The organism is Rhizobium leguminosarum, assembly GCF_019798305.1.
In the GTDB taxonomy this organism is placed as follows: Bacteria; Pseudomonadota; Alphaproteobacteria; order Rhizobiales; family Rhizobiaceae; genus Rhizobium; species Rhizobium leguminosarum_U.
In genome coordinates this window covers 166437-185146 of sequence record NZ_JAAXDD010000009.1, presented here as the reverse complement: position 1 = coordinate 185146, position 18710 = coordinate 166437, and the positions used below count along the sequence as shown (strand labels likewise).

14 protein-coding genes are annotated in these 18710 nt (G+C 62.8%); 9 read left to right on the top strand and 5 right to left on the bottom strand.

Annotated features, from left to right (window positions below; all coding sequences use genetic code 11):
- The first annotated feature begins 24 nt into the window (after positions 1-24).
- A complete protein-coding gene (gene cckA, locus HFO99_RS17950) occupies positions 25-2628 on the top strand; it encodes a cell cycle histidine kinase CckA (protein ID WP_222362588.1) in 2604 nt (867 codons plus the stop codon).
- Positions 2629-2896: 268 nt separating this feature from the next.
- Here the strand turns inward: cckA and HFO99_RS17945 are convergent, their stop codons facing one another.
- Both HFO99_RS17945 and HFO99_RS17940 read right to left on the bottom strand, forming a co-directional pair.
- Positions 2897-3823: a pseudouridine-5'-phosphate glycosidase gene (locus HFO99_RS17945; protein ID WP_222335002.1), complete on the bottom strand. Its 927-nt coding sequence runs from the start codon at positions 3821-3823 to the stop codon at positions 2897-2899.
- Between the two features lie 86 nt (positions 3824-3909).
- Positions 3910-4854, bottom strand: coding sequence for a carbohydrate kinase family protein (locus tag HFO99_RS17940; RefSeq protein ID WP_222251484.1), 945 nt, complete (start codon positions 4852-4854; stop codon positions 3910-3912).
- A 229-nt stretch (positions 4855-5083) separates the two neighbouring features.
- Here HFO99_RS17940 and recA point away from each other — a divergent pair, with 229 nt between their 5' ends.
- The 3 genes from recA (at position 5084) to HFO99_RS17925 (ending at position 10057) form a co-directional block, all read left to right on the top strand.
- The gene (gene recA / locus HFO99_RS17935) at positions 5084-6172 is read left to right on the top strand and encodes a recombinase RecA (RefSeq protein WP_003568997.1); all 1089 of its coding nucleotides are present in this window, start codon (positions 5084-5086) and stop codon (positions 6170-6172) included.
- Between the two features lie 154 nt (positions 6173-6326).
- On the top strand, positions 6327-8981 hold the full coding sequence (gene alaS, locus HFO99_RS17930; RefSeq protein WP_222362586.1) for an alanine--tRNA ligase: 2655 nt from the start codon (positions 6327-6329) through the stop codon (positions 8979-8981).
- 224 nt (positions 8982-9205) lie between these two features.
- Positions 9206-10057, top strand: a complete 852-nt coding sequence (locus tag HFO99_RS17925) for a GyrI-like domain-containing protein (protein ID WP_222362584.1) — start codon at positions 9206-9208, stop codon at positions 10055-10057.
- A 44-nt stretch (positions 10058-10101) separates the two neighbouring features.
- Here the strand turns inward: HFO99_RS17925 and HFO99_RS17920 are convergent, their stop codons facing one another.
- From HFO99_RS17920 to HFO99_RS17910, 3 genes are all read right to left on the bottom strand, one after another.
- Entirely contained in the window at positions 10102-10728 is a 627-nt protein-coding gene (locus tag HFO99_RS17920) for a glutathione S-transferase family protein (protein ID WP_222335006.1), read from the bottom strand.
- Positions 10729-10816: 88 nt separating this feature from the next.
- Positions 10817-11263, bottom strand: coding sequence for a GNAT family N-acetyltransferase (locus tag HFO99_RS17915; RefSeq protein WP_222308743.1), 447 nt, complete (start codon positions 11261-11263; stop codon positions 10817-10819).
- Between the two features lie 71 nt (positions 11264-11334).
- A complete protein-coding gene (locus tag HFO99_RS17910) occupies positions 11335-12546 on the bottom strand; it encodes an NADP-dependent isocitrate dehydrogenase (protein ID WP_064246881.1) in 1212 nt (403 codons plus the stop codon).
- Positions 12547-12731: 185 nt separating this feature from the next.
- Here HFO99_RS17910 and HFO99_RS17905 point away from each other — a divergent pair, with 185 nt between their 5' ends.
- From HFO99_RS17905 to HFO99_RS17885, 5 genes are all read left to right on the top strand, one after another.
- Positions 12732-13259, top strand: coding sequence for a hypothetical protein (locus tag HFO99_RS17905; RefSeq protein WP_222362583.1), 528 nt, complete (start codon positions 12732-12734; stop codon positions 13257-13259).
- A gap of 95 nt (positions 13260-13354) precedes the next feature.
- Positions 13355-15394: an FUSC family protein gene (locus HFO99_RS17900; protein WP_222335166.1), complete on the top strand. Its 2040-nt coding sequence runs from the start codon at positions 13355-13357 to the stop codon at positions 15392-15394.
- Between the two features lie 4 nt (positions 15395-15398).
- Positions 15399-16229, top strand: a complete 831-nt coding sequence (locus HFO99_RS17895) for an RNA methyltransferase (protein WP_221956427.1) — start codon at positions 15399-15401, stop codon at positions 16227-16229.
- Complete coding sequence (gene murI / locus HFO99_RS17890) at positions 16210-17010, top strand: glutamate racemase (protein WP_222251478.1); 801 nt, start codon at positions 16210-16212, stop codon at positions 17008-17010. Before HFO99_RS17895 ends, murI begins: the two co-directional genes overlap by 20 nt.
- A 180-nt stretch (positions 17011-17190) precedes the next feature.
- Complete coding sequence (locus HFO99_RS17885) at positions 17191-18705, top strand: ATP-binding protein (protein ID WP_222251477.1); 1515 nt, start codon at positions 17191-17193, stop codon at positions 18703-18705.
- The last annotated feature ends 5 nt before the right edge of the window (positions 18706-18710 follow it).

Below are 18710 nucleotides of genomic sequence, written 5' to 3'. Positions count from 1 at the left end.
CAGGAGGGCTTATGTGAGGAATATATGACGAAACCGCGTCAGGCCGACGACTATAACGCACCGCTTGTGGATCGTGGGGGGCGTTCTGGCACGGTGTTGCGCATTCTTCTGCTGGCGCTCGTGCTGATCGCGGCGGCCGGCGCATTCGTCTTCTTCAAGAAATCGCTCGACAACGAGGTCGTGCTTGGCGGTCTCGGCGTGCTCGCCATGGTCGGCATCTTCTTCCTGGTATCCTCGGTCATCGGCTTCATCGAGGTGATGCCGCAGCGCCAGTCCGACAGCCTGGCGCGCGCCTTCCTCAACAGCCATCCCGACGGTACGCTGATCACCGATGAAAAGGGCCGGATCATCTATGCCAATGCCGCCTATGGCGCGCTGACCGGCGCGCGCAAGGCGACCGAGGTGCAGACGCTGGAAACGCTGCTGTCGCGCCACCGCGAATCCAACGAGGCGCTCTACAGACTGGTCAACGGGCTCCGCGAGGGCAAGGAAGGCCGGGAGGAATTTCGCTTGCTGCGCGCCGTCGGGCCTGGCAGCAACAGCTCCGGCGCGCATTGGTACCGGCTGAAGGCGCGGCTGCTGCAGCCGGAGGAGAACGGCGGCAAGCCGCTGCAGATCTGGCAGATCACCGACATCACCACTGAGCGCGACGACCAGGAGCGCTTCTTCAAGGAATTGCAGAACGCGATCGACTATCTCGACCATGCGCCGGCCGGCTTCTTTTCCGCCGGCAGGAAGGGCGAGATCTTTTACCTGAATGCGACGCTTGCCGAATGGCTGGGCCTTGACCTCACCAAGTTCGTGCCGGGCTCGATGACGATCGGCGATGTCGTGGCGGGCGAGGGACTGGCGCTGATCCAGTCGGTGCAGGCCGAACCGGGTCTGAAGAAGACCGTGACGCTCGATCTCGACCTGCGCAAGAGCAACGGCCAGAGCCTGCCGGTGCAGATCATCCATAGCGTCACCTCGATGCGCGACGGCGCACCCGGCGAAAGCCGGACGATCGTATTGGCGCGTGAAAAGAGCGATGCCGGCGGCCAGTCCGCTTCGGCCGCCGCCATGCGCTTCACGCGCTTCTTCAACAATACGCCGATGGCGATCGCCTCGGTCGACGGCAACGGGTGCATCTTGCGGACCAATGCGCCGTTCCTGAAAATGTTCTCCGGCGTGGTTTCGCGCGACGATCTCGAAAAGGCGCCGCATCTTGAAACCATCGTGCAGGAAAGCGACCGGCCACAGCTGGCCGCGGCGCTGGCGGCTGCCAAGGACCGGCAGGGCGACATCGCGCCCCTCGACACCCGCACGCCGACCGACGAGGCGCGCTATTTCCGCTTCTATGTCAATGCCGTCATCGACCAGAGCGACGAGGCGCCCGAGGAGGCGGCGATCGTCTATGCCGTTGAGGTGACCGAGCAGAAGGCGCTGGAAGCGCAGATGGCGCAGACGCAGAAGATGAATGCCGTGGGAACGCTGGCCGGCGGCATCGCGCATGATTTCAACAACGTGCTGACGGCGATCCTGCTTTCCGCCGACCATCTGCTATTGCAGGCGCGGCCGGCCGATGCCAGCTTTGCCGACCTGATAGAGATCAAGCGCAACGCCAACCGCGCCGCCGTGCTGGTGCGCCAGCTGCTCGCCTTCTCGCGTAAGCAGACGATGCGGCCCTCGGTGCTGAACCTCACCGATGTCGTCGGCGACCTGCGCATGCTGGTCGACCGGCTGCTTTCCGGCACCAACGTCAAGCTCGACGTGCAATATGGCCGCGACCTCTGGCCTGTCAAAACAGACCTTTCGCAGTTCGAGCAAGTGCTGATCAATCTCTGCGTCAATGCGCGCGATGCAATGCCCGAAGGCGGCAAGCTGACATTGCGCACTCGCAATCTGACCGCCGCCGAGGTCTCGGCCTTCAACTATTCCTACATGCCGGCCGAGGACATGGTGCTTGTCGAAGTCGCCGATAACGGCACCGGTATCGCGCCTGAAATCATGGACAAGATCTTCGAGCCCTTCTTCACCACCAAGGATGTCGGCAAGGGAACAGGACTTGGCCTCGCCATGGTCTACGGCATCGTCAAACAGTCGGGGGGCTATATCCAGCCGGAATCCGAAGTCGGCAAGGGCACCACCTTCCGCGTCTTCCTGCCGCGCCACATTCCGGAGCCGGCGGTTGCCGCCGAAGCGGGTTCGATCGACGGCGCCATCGCCGGGGCCGAAGTGGTGCCGCTGCCGGTATCACCGCAGCAGCCGGAGGACCTGACAGGATCGGCCGTCATTCTTCTCGTCGAGGACGAGGAGGCGGTGCGCCGCGGCGGCAAGCGCATGCTGGAAACGCGCGGCTACACCGTGCACGAGGCAGGCTCGGGCGTCGAGGCGCTGGCCATCTTGGAAGAACTCGACGGCAAGGTCGACATCGTCGTATCCGACGTCGTCATGCCCGAAATGGACGGCCCGACGCTGCTTCGCGAACTGCGCAAGACCTACCCAGATATGAAATTCATCTTCGTCTCGGGTTATGCCGAAGATGCCTTTGCCCGCAATCTGCCGCCGGAGGCGAAATTCGGCTTCCTGCCGAAGCCTTTCTCGCTGAAGCAACTCGCCGTCGTCGTCAAGGAGACCTTGGACGGGTGAGGGGAGGTTTGTCGGCGAGGAAGATTTGTGCCGTGCCACACGCACCCCCTCTGCCCTGCCGGGCATCTCCCCCACAAGGAGGGAGATCGGCTGGGCGCGTCGGCTTCCCCAACCAAATATTCATTGCGGCTCGGCGAAACGTTGATGTGACGGGAAGATTTCGCCGCTTGTCATCTCCCCACCTGTGGGGGAGATGCCCGGGAGGGCAGCGGGGGCTTGCACGGCACGACCGTTTTGAAGGCCCTGCTGGCCCCAGCCCTATCACCTCTCATTCACCCAGCGCCACCGCAATCTCAGCCGCAAGCCGCGCATTGTTTTCGACGAGCGCGATATTGGTCTTGAGGCTTCGGCCATCCGTCAGGTCGAAGATGGTCGACAGAAGATAGGGTGTGACCGCCTTGCCGGTGATTTCGTCGCGCTCGGCGCTGTCGAGCGCTCGGTCGATATAGATTTCCATCTCTTCGCTCGGAATCTCGTCGGCCTCGGGCACGGGGTTGGCGACGAGCATGCCGCCGTCGACGCCGAGTTGTTCGCGCACCGTCTGGAAATTGGCGATGGCGGCCGGGCTGTTCAGCGACAGCGGGCTGCGAATGCCCGAGGAGCGCGACCAGAAGGCGGGGAATTCCTCGCTCTCATAGGTGACGACAGGCACGCCGCGGGTTTCCAGCACTTCCAGCGTCTTCGGAATGTCGAGGATCGCCTTGGCGCCGGCACAGACGACGATGACGCCGGTGCGAGCGAGTTCCTCGAGATCTGCTGATATATCGAAGCTTTCCTCGGCGCCGCGATGCACGCCGCCGATGCCGCCTGTGGCAAAGACGCGGATGCCGGCGCGCGCCGCCGCGATCATCGTCGCCGCAACTGTGGTGGCGCCGGTGCGCCGCTCGGCGATGGCGAAGGCGAGATCGGCGCGCGACACCTTCATCACTTCGGTCGCCTTGGCGAGTTGTTCCAGTTCCGCAGCTTCAAGGCCAACATGCAGCGTGCCGTGAATGACGGCGATCGTTGCCGGCACTGCCCCCTGTTCGCGGATGATCGCCTCGACGCTGCGGGCCATCTCGATATTGCCGGGATAGGGCATGCCGTGGGTGATGATCGTCGATTCCAGCGCCACCAGCGGCGCGCCGCGCTGCTTGGCGCTGGCGACTTCCTTTGAGTAGGCAATCGGCAGAAGAGGGGAGATGGGCTTGGTCATGGTCTTGTCCTGTGATCGACAGAGCATGATGCCGAAGTGCGAGCGGTTTTCGGACGACATCATGCTCAACTATTTAATTGGCCGCTTCAATGCAGAATTCTGACCTTGGGAACAAGGGCAAGCGCCTCATTCAGCAGATCGGGCGTCAGATTTTCGTTGACGGCATGCTGCGACTGGACGGTCAGCGTGGCGGCCGCGGTGCCGTGGCGAACGGCTTCTTCGAGCGGCAGGCCCGATATCAAGGCGGCGAGCGTGCCGGCCGCGAGTGAATCGCCGGCACCGGTGACATCGGCGACGGTGTCGGCGATCGGCGGCTGCAGCGTTACGGCGCGGCCCTCGCAAAGCGCGATCAGCTCGCGCCGGCCGCGCGTGACGACGGCGTTCCTGATGCCGATCTCATGCAGCAACGGCGGCCAGTCGGCGGCGTCTTCCGGCCGCTCGCCGGCAAGGGCGGCGGCTTCAGCCTCATTCAGGAACAGGTAGTCGATATCGCCGATGCAGGGTTTCAGCCTGACGACCTTGGCAGGCGAGATGGCGATTGCCGCAACGGGCTTGGCTAGCGAACGTGCCTTTGCGACGATCGCCGCGATCGTCTCTTCCGGCAGGTTGGCGTCGAAGAGGATGAAATCATGGGTGGCGAAGGCCTCCCGCACCCAGCGGATGGAGAGACGCCGCGGCACGAAGAAGCGGTAAAGATCCATGTCGGCAAGGGCGATCACCAGATTGCCGTCCTTCTCGATGATCGCCGTGTAGCTCGGCGTCTTGCGGTCGAGGAAGACGAAGGGCCGGTCGTCGATGCCGGCGAAATCGGCAGCTTCTCCGACCGTCTCGCCCATCGGATCGCCGCCGCGCGGCGAGATCATTGTTACCTGAAAGCCGAGCCTTGCCAGGTTGCGCGCCGCATTGAAACCACCGCCGCCCGGCTCCTCGAACCATGTGCCGGGATTGCTGGCGCCAGGCGCCGTCTCGCCGGAGATGCGGCCGCGCCGGTCGAGATGGGCGCCGCCGAGAACAAGAATCTTTTTCTTCATCCGATCCGCTCTCCCGATGCCCGAAGGACGAATCGATACGTTGCGCCTAGCGGCGGTTGAGTCGGCATTTCTGGCCTAAGCTGTTGCTTTTCATCGATAAAACAAATACAGAACACGTGCCGTTTTACCTTTTTCTTTCAACTATTTGATCGCCTATTGCGAGAATGGAACAAATAGGGTACAAACTCGACATTGCTAGAGCGGCTTCAATAACCTAAAGGTGGATCGGATGTCTCAGAATTCATTGCGGCTGGTAGAGGACAAATCGGTGGACAAAAGCAAGGCGCTTGAAGCGGCACTCTCACAGATAGAGCGGTCGTTCGGCAAGGGCTCGATCATGAAACTCGGCTCCAACGAGAATGTTGTCGAGATCGAGACGATCTCGACCGGCTCACTTGGTCTCGATATTGCACTCGGCGTTGGTGGCCTGCCGAGGGGCCGCATCATCGAGATCTATGGGCCGGAAAGCTCCGGTAAGACGACGCTTGCATTGCAGACGATTGCCGAAGCGCAGAAGAAGGGCGGCATTTGCGCCTTCGTCGATGCCGAACATGCGCTCGATCCCGTCTATGCCCGCAAGCTTGGCGTCGACCTGCAGAACCTTCTGATCTCGCAGCCCGATACCGGCGAGCAGGCGCTCGAAATCACCGATACGCTGGTGCGCTCCGGTGCGGTCGACGTTCTCGTCGTCGACTCGGTCGCGGCACTGACGCCGCGTGCCGAAATCGAAGGCGAGATGGGCGACAGCCTTCCCGGCCTGCAGGCACGACTGATGAGCCAGGCGCTGCGCAAGCTCACCGCTTCGATCTCGAAGTCGAACACCATGGTGATCTTCATCAACCAGATCCGCATGAAGATCGGCGTCATGTTCGGCTCGCCAGAAACGACGACGGGCGGCAATGCGCTGAAGTTCTACGCCTCCGTGCGCCTCGACATCCGCCGCATCGGCGCGGTCAAGGAGCGCGAAGAGGTGATCGGCAACCAGACCCGCGTCAAGGTCGTCAAGAACAAGATGGCGCCGCCCTTCAAGCAGGTCGAGTTCGACATCATGTATGGCGAGGGTGTTTCCAAGACCGGCGAACTGGTCGATCTCGGCGTCAAGGCCGGCATCGTCGAAAAGTCGGGCGCCTGGTTCTCCTATAACAGCCAGCGCCTCGGCCAGGGCCGCGAAAACGCCAAGACCTTCCTGCGCGACAATCCGGATCTCGCCCGCGAGATCGAACTGTCGCTGCGTCAGAATGCCGGCTTGATCGCCGACCGCTTCCTACAGAATGGCGGACCGGACCCCGATGATGGCGACTCCGCTGCGGAAATGTGATTTTCACGCTTAAACTCATCGGACAGTTCCAACCGGCCGCATTCCCTGATGAGAATGCGGCCGGTTTTGTTTGTCTGCTGGACAGTGGCGGGGGCGAACGTTAAAAGCCGATGAATTTAATTTACCTGCCTCCGGCAGCATTGAAGGGCATAGCATGAGCGGCGTGAACGATATCCGGTCGACCTTCCTCGACTATTTCAAGAAGAACGGTCACGAGATCGTTCCGTCGAGCCCGCTCGTGCCGCGCAACGACCCGACGCTGATGTTCACCAATGCCGGCATGGTGCAGTTCAAGAACGTCTTCACCGGCCTCGAAAAGCGTCCCTATTCGACGGCGACGTCTTCGCAGAAATGCGTCCGAGCCGGCGGCAAGCACAACGACCTCGACAATGTCGGCTATACTGCACGCCATTTGACGTTCTTCGAGATGCTCGGCAACTTCTCCTTCGGCGACTATTTCAAGGAGAATGCGATCGAGCTTGCCTGGAAGCTCGTCACCGAAGGCTTCGACCTTCCGAAGAACCGCCTGCTGGTGACCGTCTATTCCGAGGACGAAGAAGCTGCGACGCTGTGGAAGAAGATCGCCGGCTTTTCCGACGACAAGATCATCCGCATCCCGACCTCTGACAATTTCTGGCAGATGGGCGATACCGGCCCCTGCGGCCCGTGCTCGGAAATCTTCATCGACCAGGGTGAGAATGTTTGGGGCGGCCCTCCGGGCTCACCGGAGGAAGATGGCGACCGGTTCCTGGAGTTCTGGAACCTCGTCTTCATGCAGTTCGAGCAGACCGAACCCGGCGTTCGCAACCCGCTGCCCCGCCCGTCGATCGATACCGGCATGGGGCTGGAGCGCATGGCCGCCGTTCTGCAGGGCGTTCAGAGCGTGTTCGACACCGATCTCTTCCGCACGTTGATCGGCACCATCGAGGACACGATGGGCGTCAAGGCGGAAGGCAGCGCCAGCCACCGCGTCATCGCCGACCACCTGCGCTCATCGGCCTTCCTGATCGCCGACGGCGTGCTTCCGTCGAATGAGGGGCGCGGTTATGTGCTGCGCCGCATCATGCGCCGCGCCATGCGCCATGCACAACTGCTCGGCGCCAAGGAACCGCTGGTCTACAAGCTGCTGCCGACGCTGGTGCAGCAGATGGGCCGCGCCTATCCGGAACTGGTGCGCGCCGAGGCGCTGATCTCGGAAACGCTGAAGCTGGAGGAAAACCGCTTCCGCAAGACGCTGGAACGCGGCCTGTCGCTTCTGTCGGACGCGACGACGGATCTTTCCAAGGGCGATATGCTGGATGGTGAGACCGCATTCAAGCTCTACGACACCTACGGCTTCCCGCTCGATCTGACGCAGGATGCACTGCGTGCCCGTGAGATCGGCGTTGACATCTCCGGCTTCACCGATGCGATGCAGCGCCAGAAGGCCGAAGCCCGCTCGCACTGGGCGGGTTCCGGCGAGAAGGCGACGGAAACCGTCTGGTTCGAGCTTAGGGAAAAACACGGTGCAACCGAATTCCTGGGCTACGACACTGAAACGGCTGAAGGCGTCGTGCAGGCGATCGTCAAAGAAGGCGCGGTTTCGACCGAGGCCAAGGCCGGCGACAAGGTGCAGATCGTCGTCAACCAGACGCCGTTCTACGGCGAATCCGGCGGCCAGATGGGTGATACCGGCGTGATCTCGTCCGACCACGGCAAGATCGAGATTTCAGATACGCAGAAGAGGGGCGAAGGCCTGTTCGTGCATCAGGGTACCGTCATCGACGGCGTGGTCAGGGACGGCGATGCGGTCGTGCTGACGGTCGATCATGCCCGCCGTTCGCGGCTGCGCGCCAACCACTCGGCAACGCATCTGCTGCATGAGGCACTGCGCGAAGTGCTCGGCACCCATGTGGCGCAGAAGGGGTCGCTGGTCGCGCCCGAGCGCCTGCGTTTCGACGTTTCGCATCCGAAGCCGATGTCGGCCGACGAGCTGAAGATCGTCGAGGACATGGCAAACGAGATCGTGCTGCAGAATTCGCTGGTTACCACGAGGCTGATGAGCGTCGACGATGCGATCGCCGAAGGCGCGATGGCGCTGTTCGGCGAGAAATACGGCGACGAGGTCCGCGTCGTTGCGATGGGCGAGGGCGTGCGCGGCGTCAAAGCCGGCAAGCCCTATTCGATCGAACTCTGTGGCGGCACGCATGTTGGGGCCACCGGCCAGATCGGCCTGATCCGCGTTCTGGGCGAAAGTGCCGTCGGCGCCGGCGTTCGCCGCATCGAGGCCGTCACCGGCGAATCGGCGCGCGAATATCTGGCCGAACAGGACGAACGCGTGAAGGCGCTCGCCACGTCGCTGAAGGTGCAACCGGCCGAAGTGCTGTCGCGCGTCGAAGCGCTGATGGACGAGCGCCGCAAGCTCGAAAAGGAACTGGCTGACGCCAAGCGCAAGCTCGCCATGGGCGGCGGGCAGGGCGGCTCGGCCGATGCCGTGCGCGAGGTTGCCGGCGTCAAGTTCCTCGGCAAGGCGATATCGGGCGTCGATCCCAAGGATTTGAAGGGGCTCGCCGATGACGGCAAGACCAGCATCGGTTCCGGCGTCGTCACGCTGATCGGCGTTTCCGATGACGGCAAGGCAAGTGCTGTCGTGGCGGTGACGCCGGACCTGGTGCAGCGCTACAGCGCCGTCGATCTCGTCCGCATCGCCTCGGCCGCCCTCGGCGGCAAGGGTGGCGGCGGCCGCCCCGACATGGCACAGGCCGGCGGCCCCGACGGCTCGAAGGCCGATGAGGCGATCGAGGCGGTTGCCGTGGCACTTGCCGGCTGAGCTGCCGGTTACGTCACCCTAACCTCCCTCATTCCTGTGCTCGTCACAGGAATGAAGGAGGTTGGGGAGATGCCGGAGCACCAGCCTCGTCCTTCGAGGCCCCTGCGGGGCACCTCGGGATGAGGCTCTCTTGGGCATTGGCGCTCCGGAGCCAGCAACTCCGCAGGATTTGTCAAATCGGGTTATGGTTCTCTCAAGCCGATCGATTTGCACGAGGTTCTGAGATGAATGGCGACACGGCATGGGCACTTTATGAAAACCGTCTGAGACGGGTTTCGGCCTATATTCACGACCACCTCGACGAGGAGCTGGATATGGAGCGGCTTGCCGAGATCGCCTGCATGTCGAGCTATCACTGGCACAGGATCTACCGGGCGATCTACGGCGAGACGCTGGCGGCCACCGTCAAGCGGCTCAGGCTGCATCACGCGGCGGGCGAGATCGTCCGCACGGAGCTTGCCGTCAGCGAAATTGCGAAGCGATCAGGCTATCCCAATCTCCAATCTTTCAATCGTATCTTCAAGGCGGTCTACGGCATGCCGCCGGCGCGCTATCGGAAAGAGGGAAGCCACACAGCCTTTGAACCCTCACCCGACGGAAAGACCAAAGTCATGTTAGACGTTACCGTACGCGAGATCGGACCGATCGAGCTGATCGGTGTGCCTCATACCGGTTCCTACATGCATATCGACAAAGCCTTCGAGACGCTGTTCGGCACGCTTTACGCCCGCGGCCTCGCCAAGCCCGAGATGCGGATGATCGGCATCTATCTCGACGATCCCGATATCGTGCCGGAGGAAAAGCTGCGCTCGATCGCCTGCGTCACCGGCGCTGCCGACGTGACGGCCGATGCGCCGTTTGAGCGGCACACGATCGACGGCGGCGATTATGCGGTGCTGCGCCACAAGGGTCCCTATGCCAATATGCCAAAGTCTTATCAGTGGCTCTTTGCAGAATGGCTGCCGAAATCCGGTCGGCAGCTGAAGGACAGGGTCATGTTCGAGGAGTATCTCAACAATCCGCGCGAGGTGCCGCCGACCGAGCTTCTGACGGACATTCACATGCCGCTCGTCTGAGGCCGTCGATTGGGACGCGGCGGATCTGCCGCGCTCCCGTGCTCTCAAGCGGCCTGGATGGTCTTGATGGCTTCGTCGTCAAGGGCGTTGGCCCGCTTGTAGGCCTCGCGCTCGCTGATACGGCCGACATAGTCGACGAAGGCCTGGCGACTTTCGATGCCGCCGAAGCCGAGGCCCCAGCCGATATGGGAGCCGACATAGACGTCGGCGGCGGTGAAGCGCTCGCCGGCGACGTAGGTCGAAGCAGAGACGGCTTTCTCAAGCGTGTTCATGACGTCGCCGAAAGCGCCGCAGCCGGCCATGCGCAGCCGCTCCTTCGGAATTTCGAAGCCGAGCGCCTTCATCGTCACCGCCGATTCGAGCGGGCCGGCGGCAAAGAACATCCAGCGGTAATAGCGGGCGCGCTCCTCCGGCCTCGGCGCCAGGGCCTTTTCGGGGAAGGTCTCGGCGAGATAGGCGCAGATCGCCGCGCATTCGGTGACGATGGTATCGCCGTGGCGGATTGCCGGCACCTTGCCCATCGGATTGACCGCGAGATATTCCGGCGCCTTCATGGTTTCGCCGAAGGTCAGGAGTTCGGTGCGATAGGGTTGGCCGATCTCCTCCAGCATCCAGCGCGCGATGCGGCCGCGCGACATGGGGTTCGTATAGAATACCAGTTCTTCAGTCATGCGATCCTCCTCGTGTTCCCGTTATTCTGCGGCCTTGCCGTTCCGCGGAATCAATAGTGCGGCGGGGCCTTTGTGCAACCCCAGGCCTTTAAAGCGCCTTGCGGTACTGGATGAAACCCGAGCGCTCGGCGATCCTGTCGTAGAGCCGCCGCGCCGTTGCATTGGTTTCGTGGGTCATCCAATAGAGCCTGCCTGCACCGTTGGCGCGGGCAAGATCGGCGACGGCCTCGATCAATGCGGCACCGGTGCCGAGCCCGCGCTGGCTGTTGTCGACATAGAGATCCTGCAGATAGCAGGTCCATTGCGGCAGCCAGCAGGAGCGGTGAAAGATGGCATGCACGATGCCGACAAGATGGCCGTCTTCGGCGAAGGCGCCCAGCGCATGCATCGGTTCGTCAGGATCGTGGAAGCGAGCCCAGGTGAGATCGGTGGTTTCGGGCGGGATGACCACTTCGTAGAAGCGCTGATAGGCCTCCCACAAGGGTTCCCAAGCGGCGCGGTCCGAGGATTCGAGCGGTCGCAGGATGGCCGTCATCGGTTCATTCTCCCAAAATGAAAACGGCGGGGAAATCCCCGCCGCTTCGATGTTATCTCGGAAAGGCCGGCTTACGCCATGGCCTTCTGCAGGTTCTGGTCGATCTTGTCGAGGAAGGCAGTGGTCGAGAGCCACGGCTGGTCGGGGCCGATCAGCAGCGCCAGGTCCTTGGTCATGAAACCGGATTCGACGGTGTCGACGCAAACCTTTTCGAGCGTCGCGGCGAAGCGGGCAAGCTCGGCATTGTCGTCGAGCTTGGCGCGGTGCGCCAGGCCACGGGTCCAGGCGAAGATCGAGGCGATCGAGTTCGTCGAGGTTTCCTGGCCCTTCTGGTGCTGGCGGTAGTGGCGGGTGACCGTGCCGTGAGCGGCTTCGGCTTCGACCGTCTTGCCGTCGGGCGTCAGCAGAACCGAGGTCATCAGGCCGAGCGAGCCGAAGCCTTGAGCGACGGTGTCGGACTGGACGTCGCCGTCATAGTTCTTGCAGGCCCAGACGTAACCGCCCGACCACTTGAGCGCCGAGGCGACCATGTCGTCGATCAGGCGGTGTTCGTAAGTGATGCCGGCTTCCTTGAACTGATCCTTGAATTCGCTCTCGTAGACTTCCTCGAAGATGTCCTTGAAGCGGCCGTCATAGGCCTTGAGGATGGTGTTCTTGGTCGACAGATAGACCGGCCATTTGCGCATCAGGCCGTACATCATCGAAGCGCGGGCGAATTCCCGGATCGATTCGTCGAGGTTGTACATGGCCATGGCAACGCCGGCGCCCGGTGCGTTGAAGACTTCCTTCTCGATGACGGTGCCGTCTTCGCCGACGAACTTGATCGTCAGCTTGCCTTTGCCGGGGAACTTGAAATCGGTGGCGCGGTACTGGTCGCCGAAGGCGTGGCGGCCGACGACGATCGGCTTGGTCCAGCCGGGAACCAGGCGCGGCACGTTCTTGCAGATGATCGGCTCGCGGAAGATGACGCCGCCGAGGATGTTGCGGATCGTGCCGTTCGGGCTCTTCCACATTTCCTTGAGGTTGAATTCCTTGACGCGGGCCTCATCCGGCGTGATCGTCGCGCACTTGATGCCGACGCCATATTTCTTGATGGCGTTGGCGGCGTCGACGGTGACCTGGTCGTTGGTGGCGTCGCGGTTTTCGACCGAGAGGTCGAAATAGTCGATATCGAGGTCAAGATACGGATGGATCAGCTTATCCTTGATGAGCTGCCAGATGATGCGCGTCATTTCATCGCCGTCGAGATCGGCGACGGGATTGGCGACCTTGATCTTGTTCATGTATCTGCCTCGTTCGAGCTTGAATGGGACCGGCGTCCCGGGTGGGTGATGTGATGAGGAGCGCTATAGCATTGTGATCAGTGAACGCAAAGCTGCAAGGGGTTCGACAATGCGTTTTTGGCGCCATTGCCAAGTGCCGGAATTTAGCTAGTGTCCGCCTCAACTGCCGCCCCGGACATTCGACCATGAAGACAATCGCCGTTGTTATCGCAAGCCTTATCGCCTTTTCCGGCATCGGCCATGCCGCCGACATCATTGCTCCCGTGAAGGAGATTATGGAGGCGACCAAGAGCAACTGGGCCGACAATAACAGCGACTGGACCGACATCTTCGATGCGAGCCGGCTCGACCATCTCTACAGCCGCGATTTCGTCGCGAAATACCAGGCGGCGGCGCAGTTTCCCGCCATCGACGACGACGGCATTTCGCCCTTCGACTACGACGTCATAGTCAATGGCCAGGATGCCTGCCCGTTGGAGGATCTGACGATGGTCGCGGCACCGCCGGTCAACGGGATGGTCGAGGTGACGGTGCGCTTCCGAAAATCCGCCTGCTCGGACGCTCCTGACGCCAAAGATTATACGACCGTTCATTTCCTCGTGGTCGAAGAAGGCGGCAAACCCGTCATCGACGATATCGTCACCGAGAATATCGAAACGCAGGCGCGCGATTCCCTGAAGACGACAATGGCGCTGATTGCCAAGGGCCAATAGGCGCGCGACATTCGCGAGCATCGAGATTCGATCTCGGGCGGTTTGATTTCCGCTCTTGCGGCGGTATCTGTTGATCCCTGGGCGGCATGAGGGGCTTGCATTTGTTTTCCGGTTTTCAGTTCCGCGACTGGCTGCTTGCCAACGATCCGGCGCTTTCGCGCCTGCGCATGGCTTCGCGGGTGACGCTGACGATCGTTTTCTCCTTCTTGGTCCTCCTTGCCATCCAGATGTTCATCCAGCCACTGCCGACGGCGGCCTTTGGTCTTGGCATCGTGCTGTCGATCGAGGGCGGGGTGGCGGTTCGCGACAAGGGCAATACGCGACAGCTGGTGACGCGGCTCTTCGGTTGCGTCGCAAGCCTGGGTGTTGTCGCCATCGCGGCGGGCCTCGAGGATCGACGGTTTCTCTCCGATCTGATCTTCCTGGTGGTGATCGCGCTCGCATCGGCGGGCCGCGTGTTCGGGCCGCGCGGTTTTGCGATCGGCATGTTCGCCTTCACCTCCTATTTCATGGGGTCTTATTTCCGGCCTTCTCTTGCCGAGCTGCCTGATGTGGCGATCGGGCCCGTCGTTTCGGTGCTCTTCGGGCATCTGGTGAGAGCTGTGCTCCTGCCGGACGATTGGCGGCGCGACCTGCTGCGTTCGCTCGAAAGCGTGCGCGGCCGGATCAACCAGATCCTCTTCAAGCTCGCCGCCCTTGCCGGTGGCGCCGAGATCGGCGAAGCCGACAGGCAGGAGCTGCGTCAGCTGGAAGACCGGCTGAAGGAAGTGGTGCTGATGGCCGAAACCTTCATTCCACGCCCGGTCGGCGGGGTTTTCGATGCCACCGCCGATCCCGCCGCAGAGCTGGCGATCCGGCTCTTCGATGCGCATCTTGCTGCTGAGAGCGCGATCGTGCTGAGCTTCCAGAGCCCGCCGCCCTTCGCACTCGTCCATGCGGTGATCGAGGCGGATGCAGCCGAACTTGCACCCTATAGCGCCATGGCGGAAGCCATCAGGGACGAGCCGCAAGGCGAAACCGTGCGGGCGCTTCTCTGGCTCGGCGAGGCGCGACAGCAGCTAACGCAGGCGATCGGCGCGGGGCAGGCCTCCGGCTTTGCCGGCATCGATGCCGTTCAGGACAGTGTGCGGCCTGAAAAGATCGACTTTTCCTTTGCCAATCCGCTGCTGCGCTCGGCGCTGCAGATCACGCTCGCTTCGGCGATCGCCATGGGCTTCGGCCTGCTTTTGTCGCGCGAGCGTTGGTTCTGGGCGGTGCTGGCCGCCTTCCTCGTCTTCACCAATACCAATTCGCGCGGCGACACGGCGATGAAGGCGCTGTCGCGCTCGCTGGGCACGGTGTTCGGGATCGCCATCGGCCTCCTGCTGGCGACGCTGATTTCGGGGCAGCTGGCGATCGCCATTCCGGTTGCCGCCGTTTGCATTTTCCTCGCCTTCTATTTCCTGCAGGTTTCCTATGCGACGATGACCTTCTTCATTTCGATCGTGCTCTGCCTGGTCTACGGCATGACTGGCGTGCTGACGCTCGACCTGCTGCAGCTGCGCATCGGCGAGACGGTGATCGGCGCGGTGGCCGGAACGGCGGTCGCCTTCCTGGTCTTTCCGGCCCGCACGCGGGGTGCGCTCGATGCTGCACTTGCCCGCTGGTTCCAGGCGCTGGAGGACCTGCTGAACGCGATCGGTGAGGGCAAGAGCGGTTTCGAGCTGATCGCCCTGTCGCAGAAGATCGATGCCTGCTACCGCGATGTGACGGTGGCCGCCAAGCCGCTCGGCTCGTCCTGGTCGGTGGTAACGCGTCCGGGACAGATCCGCCAGACGCTGGCGATCTTCCTCTCCTGCACTTACTGGGCGCGCATCCTGGCGAAGAGTTTCACAGCGCCGGCCGAGGCCGACGGGCTGAAGAGGCTGATCGCGGCGGATCTGGCGCTGATGAAGGATGCGGCCGCTCAAGGCTCGACCTCTTTCTTCATCGAGCGCAAGGCATCGCGGACAACAGGCCGGCACCTGCCACTGTCGCGCGAGGGCACCAGGCTGGGGCTCGAAATGATCGGTTCGGCGCTGGAAAGGCTCTATCCGCAGGCTGATGTCTTGCCGTTTGCACCGGGCGAGGTTATTGCGCGCTCGAAACAGGGATAAGGTCATGGCAGGCACGAATAGCGAGCGTCAACTTCTGGCCGAAGGGCCGGCCATCATTCTGGTCGAGCCGCAGATGGGCGAGAATATCGGCATGGTGGCGCGTGCCATGGCGAATTTCGGCCTTGCAGAACTGCGCCTCGTCAATCCGCGCGACGGCTGGCCGAACGAGAAAGCCCTGGCGACCGCCTCCAAGGCCGATCACGTCATCGAGGCGACCAAGGTCTACGATACGCTGGAACAGGCGGTCGCCGACCTCAATTTCGTCTATGCGACGACGGCGCGCGAGCGCGACGGTTACAAACCGGTGCGCTCGCCGGTCATTGCCGCCGAAACGCTGCGGGCGAGATTTCGCGCCGGTGAGGGCACCGGCATCCTCTTCGGGCGTGAGCGCTGGGGGCTGACTAACGAGGAGGTGGCGCTTGCCGACGAGATCGTCACCTTTCCCGTCAATCCGGCCTTTGCCTCGCTGAACATCGCCCAGGCGGTGCTGCTGATGTCCTATGAATGGATGAAGTCCGGCATGGAGGATCTCGGTGCCGTGCCCTTCCAAGCGATGGGGCAGACACCTTCGACCAAGGAACAGCTGTTCGGCCTGTTCGACCAGTTGGAAGAGGCACTCGATGCGCGCGGTTATTTCCATCCTGCCGGGAAAAAGCCGAAAATGATCGACAATCTGCGCGCTGTTCTATCCCGCCGGGCCTTCACGGAGCAGGAAATCAGCGTGCTGCGCGGCGTCATCTCCTCCCTCGACCGCTTCTCGCGCAAGAGCCCGCGCGGCGGCCGGTTCCCGACAGCGGCCAAGGAAACACCACCAGATGACAGCGCCGACGCATGAGCTGAAACCCGTCCTCGTCTTCGATTCCGGCATTGGCGGGCTGACCGTGTTGCGCGAGGCGCGCGTGCTGATGCCGGAACGCGGTTTCATCTATGTCGCCGACGATGCCGGCTTTCCCTATGGGGCCTGGGAGGAACAAGCTCTGAAGGAGCGCATCATCGGGCTCTTCGGCCGGTTACTTGAGGATTACGACGCTGAGGTCTGCATCATCGCCTGCAACACTGCCTTCACGCTTGTCGGCGCTGACCTGCGCGCCGCCTTTCCCCAGATGACCTTTGTCGGCACCGTGCCGGCGATCAAGCCGGCGGCGGAGCGCACGCGTTCCGGCCTCGTCTCGGTGCTCGCGACGCCGGGCACGGTGAAGCGCGCCTATACCCGCGATCTCATCCAGTCCTTCGCCCAGCAATGCCATGTCCGGCTCGTCGGCTCGGAGAACCTTGCGCGCATGGCGGAGGCCTATATTCGCGGTGATACCGTTTCCGATGAGGCGGTGCTGACCGAGATCGACCAATGTTTCGTCGAGAAGGACGGCCGAAAGACCGATATCGTCGTGCTCGCCTGCACGCATTATCCCTTCATGGCGAACCTTTTCCGGCGGCTCGCGCCCTGGCCGGTCGACTGGCTTGACCCCGCCGAAGCGATCGCCCGCCGCGCCCGCACGCTGGTGCCGCTGATCGCCGATGCCGTGCACCCCGACAATTTCGACTTCGCGGTTTTTACCTCGGGTCAGCAGGACTTCGCCACGCGGCGGCTGATGCAGGGATTCGGATTGAGGGCGTAGTTTGGCGAAGAGATGCGCGATCGCGGCGATGGATCAGCTTCTCGGATGATGCCAGCAATTGTCCTGTGGGTTGGCAAAATCCGATCCTGAAAAGCCGCGCATTCTTTGATAGACGGGGCGATGCCGTTTCGGAAGAATGGCGGTTCGTTCATGTGAGTCTCTTCGCCGCGAGGATATGCATTGCAGGTTGGCATCGATATGGGATTGGCGTCCGGTAGCCCGGCGACGCTCGATATCGAGGAGCTGCTGGCGACCCGTCTGCTCGTGCAGGGCAATTCCGGATCGGGCAAGTCGCATCTGCTGCGCCGGCTGCTCGAACAATCGGCGCAATGGGTGCAACAGGTCATCATCGATCCCGAGGGTGATTTCGTCACCCTCAGCGACAGGTTCGGCCATGTCGTCGTCGACGGTGAGCGCACAGAGGCGGAATTGGCGGGCATCGCCAACCGGATCCGCCAGCATCGCGTTTCCTGCGTGCTGACGCTCGAAGGCCTCGATCTCGAAGACCAGATGCGCGCCGCCGCCGCTTTCCTCAACGGCATGTTCGACGCCGATCGCGAATACTGGTATCCGGTTCTCGTCGTGGTCGACGAGGCGCAAATGTTTGCGCCGTCGGTCGGCGGCGATGTCTCGGAAGATGCGCGCAAGATGTCGCTTGGCGCGATGACCAACCTGATGTGCCGCGGGCGTAAACGCGGTCTTGCCGGCGTGATTGCAACGCAGCGGCTTGCCAAGCTTGCCAAAAACGTCGCGGCCGAGGCGTCGAACTTCCTGATGGGCCGCACCTTTCTCGATATCGACATGGCGCGCGCTGCTGACCTGCTCGGCATGGACCGGCGCCAGGCCGAGATGTTCCGCGACCTGAAGCGCGGCAATTTCGTTGCTCTCGGACCGGCCCTGTCGCGTCGGCCGCTGCCGATCCAGATCGGCGCGGTGGAGACCTCGGCGCGCTCTTCCAGCCCGAAGCTGATGCCGCTGCCGGATGCGCCTCAGGATGTCGAGGATCTGATCTTCACGCCCGATCCGGAGGAATTCCAGCGCCCGCTGGTGCGCCGCGCCCCGCCCGCGCCGCGGCCGACGACGGATATTCTAGCCGAACTCTCGCGCTCGACGCCGGCGGCATCGGCAGCACCTGCCGAGGCGAGGGCGAGCCAGGTGGAAGTCTCCGCCGAGGAGCGGGAGGAGCGCCTGGCCGGCGTGCTTGCCGAAATCCTCGACGATCCTACCTCCGCCTTCCGTACTGATTCGGTGCTCTACCAGGATTTTCTGGTAAGGCTGCGCATGCGCCGCGTGCCGGGACCGCCGATCGCGCTGCAGGATTTCCGCCGGCGTGTGGCGATCTCGCGCTCCGGCGTCGATGCGGCAACGGCCGCGACCGATGCCTGGGCGACGGCGCTGTCGCTATCTTCAACTATCACCGACGACCTTCAGGGCGTCTTCCTGATGCTCGCCAAGGCCGCCGTCTGCGGCGAACCGTGCCCGTCGGACGCCCGCATAGCCCGCGCCTACGGCACCCATTCCGCCCGCCGCGCGCGGCGCCTGCTCGGCTATTTCGAGGAGCAGGGTATTATCGTCGTGCACGCCGATTTTTCCGGCAAGCGTATCGTCGCTTTCCCTGATATGGACTGCCAGACGGCGCCGGGCGACGCCAACGCGCCTGATGCTGGCGGGGACCAATCGCTGGCGGCGGAATAGTGGCG

What these genes read in the sequence shown, in the direction of transcription:
- HFO99_RS17925 (WP_222362584.1), top strand. Translation starts at nt 9,206, where the DNA reads ATGAATGGCGACACGGCATGGGCACTTTATGAAAACCGTCTGAGACGG.
- HFO99_RS17905 (WP_222362583.1), top strand. Translation starts at nt 12,732, where the DNA reads ATGAAGACAATCGCCGTTGTTATCGCAAGCCTTATCGCCTTTTCCGGC.
- murI (WP_222251478.1), top strand. Translation starts at nt 16,210, where the DNA reads ATGACAGCGCCGACGCATGAGCTGAAACCCGTCCTCGTCTTCGATTCC.
- HFO99_RS17920 (WP_222335006.1), bottom strand. Translation starts at nt 10,728, where the DNA reads ATGACTGAAGAACTGGTATTCTATACGAACCCCATGTCGCGCGGCCGC.
- alaS (WP_222362586.1), top strand. Translation starts at nt 6,327, where the DNA reads ATGAGCGGCGTGAACGATATCCGGTCGACCTTCCTCGACTATTTCAAG.
- HFO99_RS17910 (WP_064246881.1), bottom strand. Translation starts at nt 12,546, where the DNA reads ATGAACAAGATCAAGGTCGCCAATCCCGTCGCCGATCTCGACGGCGAT.
- cckA (WP_222362588.1), top strand. Translation starts at nt 25, where the DNA reads ATGACGAAACCGCGTCAGGCCGACGACTATAACGCACCGCTTGTGGAT.
- HFO99_RS17915 (WP_222308743.1), bottom strand. Translation starts at nt 11,263, where the DNA reads ATGACGGCCATCCTGCGACCGCTCGAATCCTCGGACCGCGCCGCTTGG.
- HFO99_RS17895 (WP_221956427.1), top strand. Translation starts at nt 15,399, where the DNA reads ATGGCAGGCACGAATAGCGAGCGTCAACTTCTGGCCGAAGGGCCGGCC.
- recA (WP_003568997.1), top strand. Translation starts at nt 5,084, where the DNA reads ATGTCTCAGAATTCATTGCGGCTGGTAGAGGACAAATCGGTGGACAAA.
- HFO99_RS17940 (WP_222251484.1), bottom strand. Translation starts at nt 4,854, where the DNA reads ATGAAGAAAAAGATTCTTGTTCTCGGCGGCGCCCATCTCGACCGGCGC.
- HFO99_RS17945 (WP_222335002.1), bottom strand. Translation starts at nt 3,823, where the DNA reads ATGACCAAGCCCATCTCCCCTCTTCTGCCGATTGCCTACTCAAAGGAA.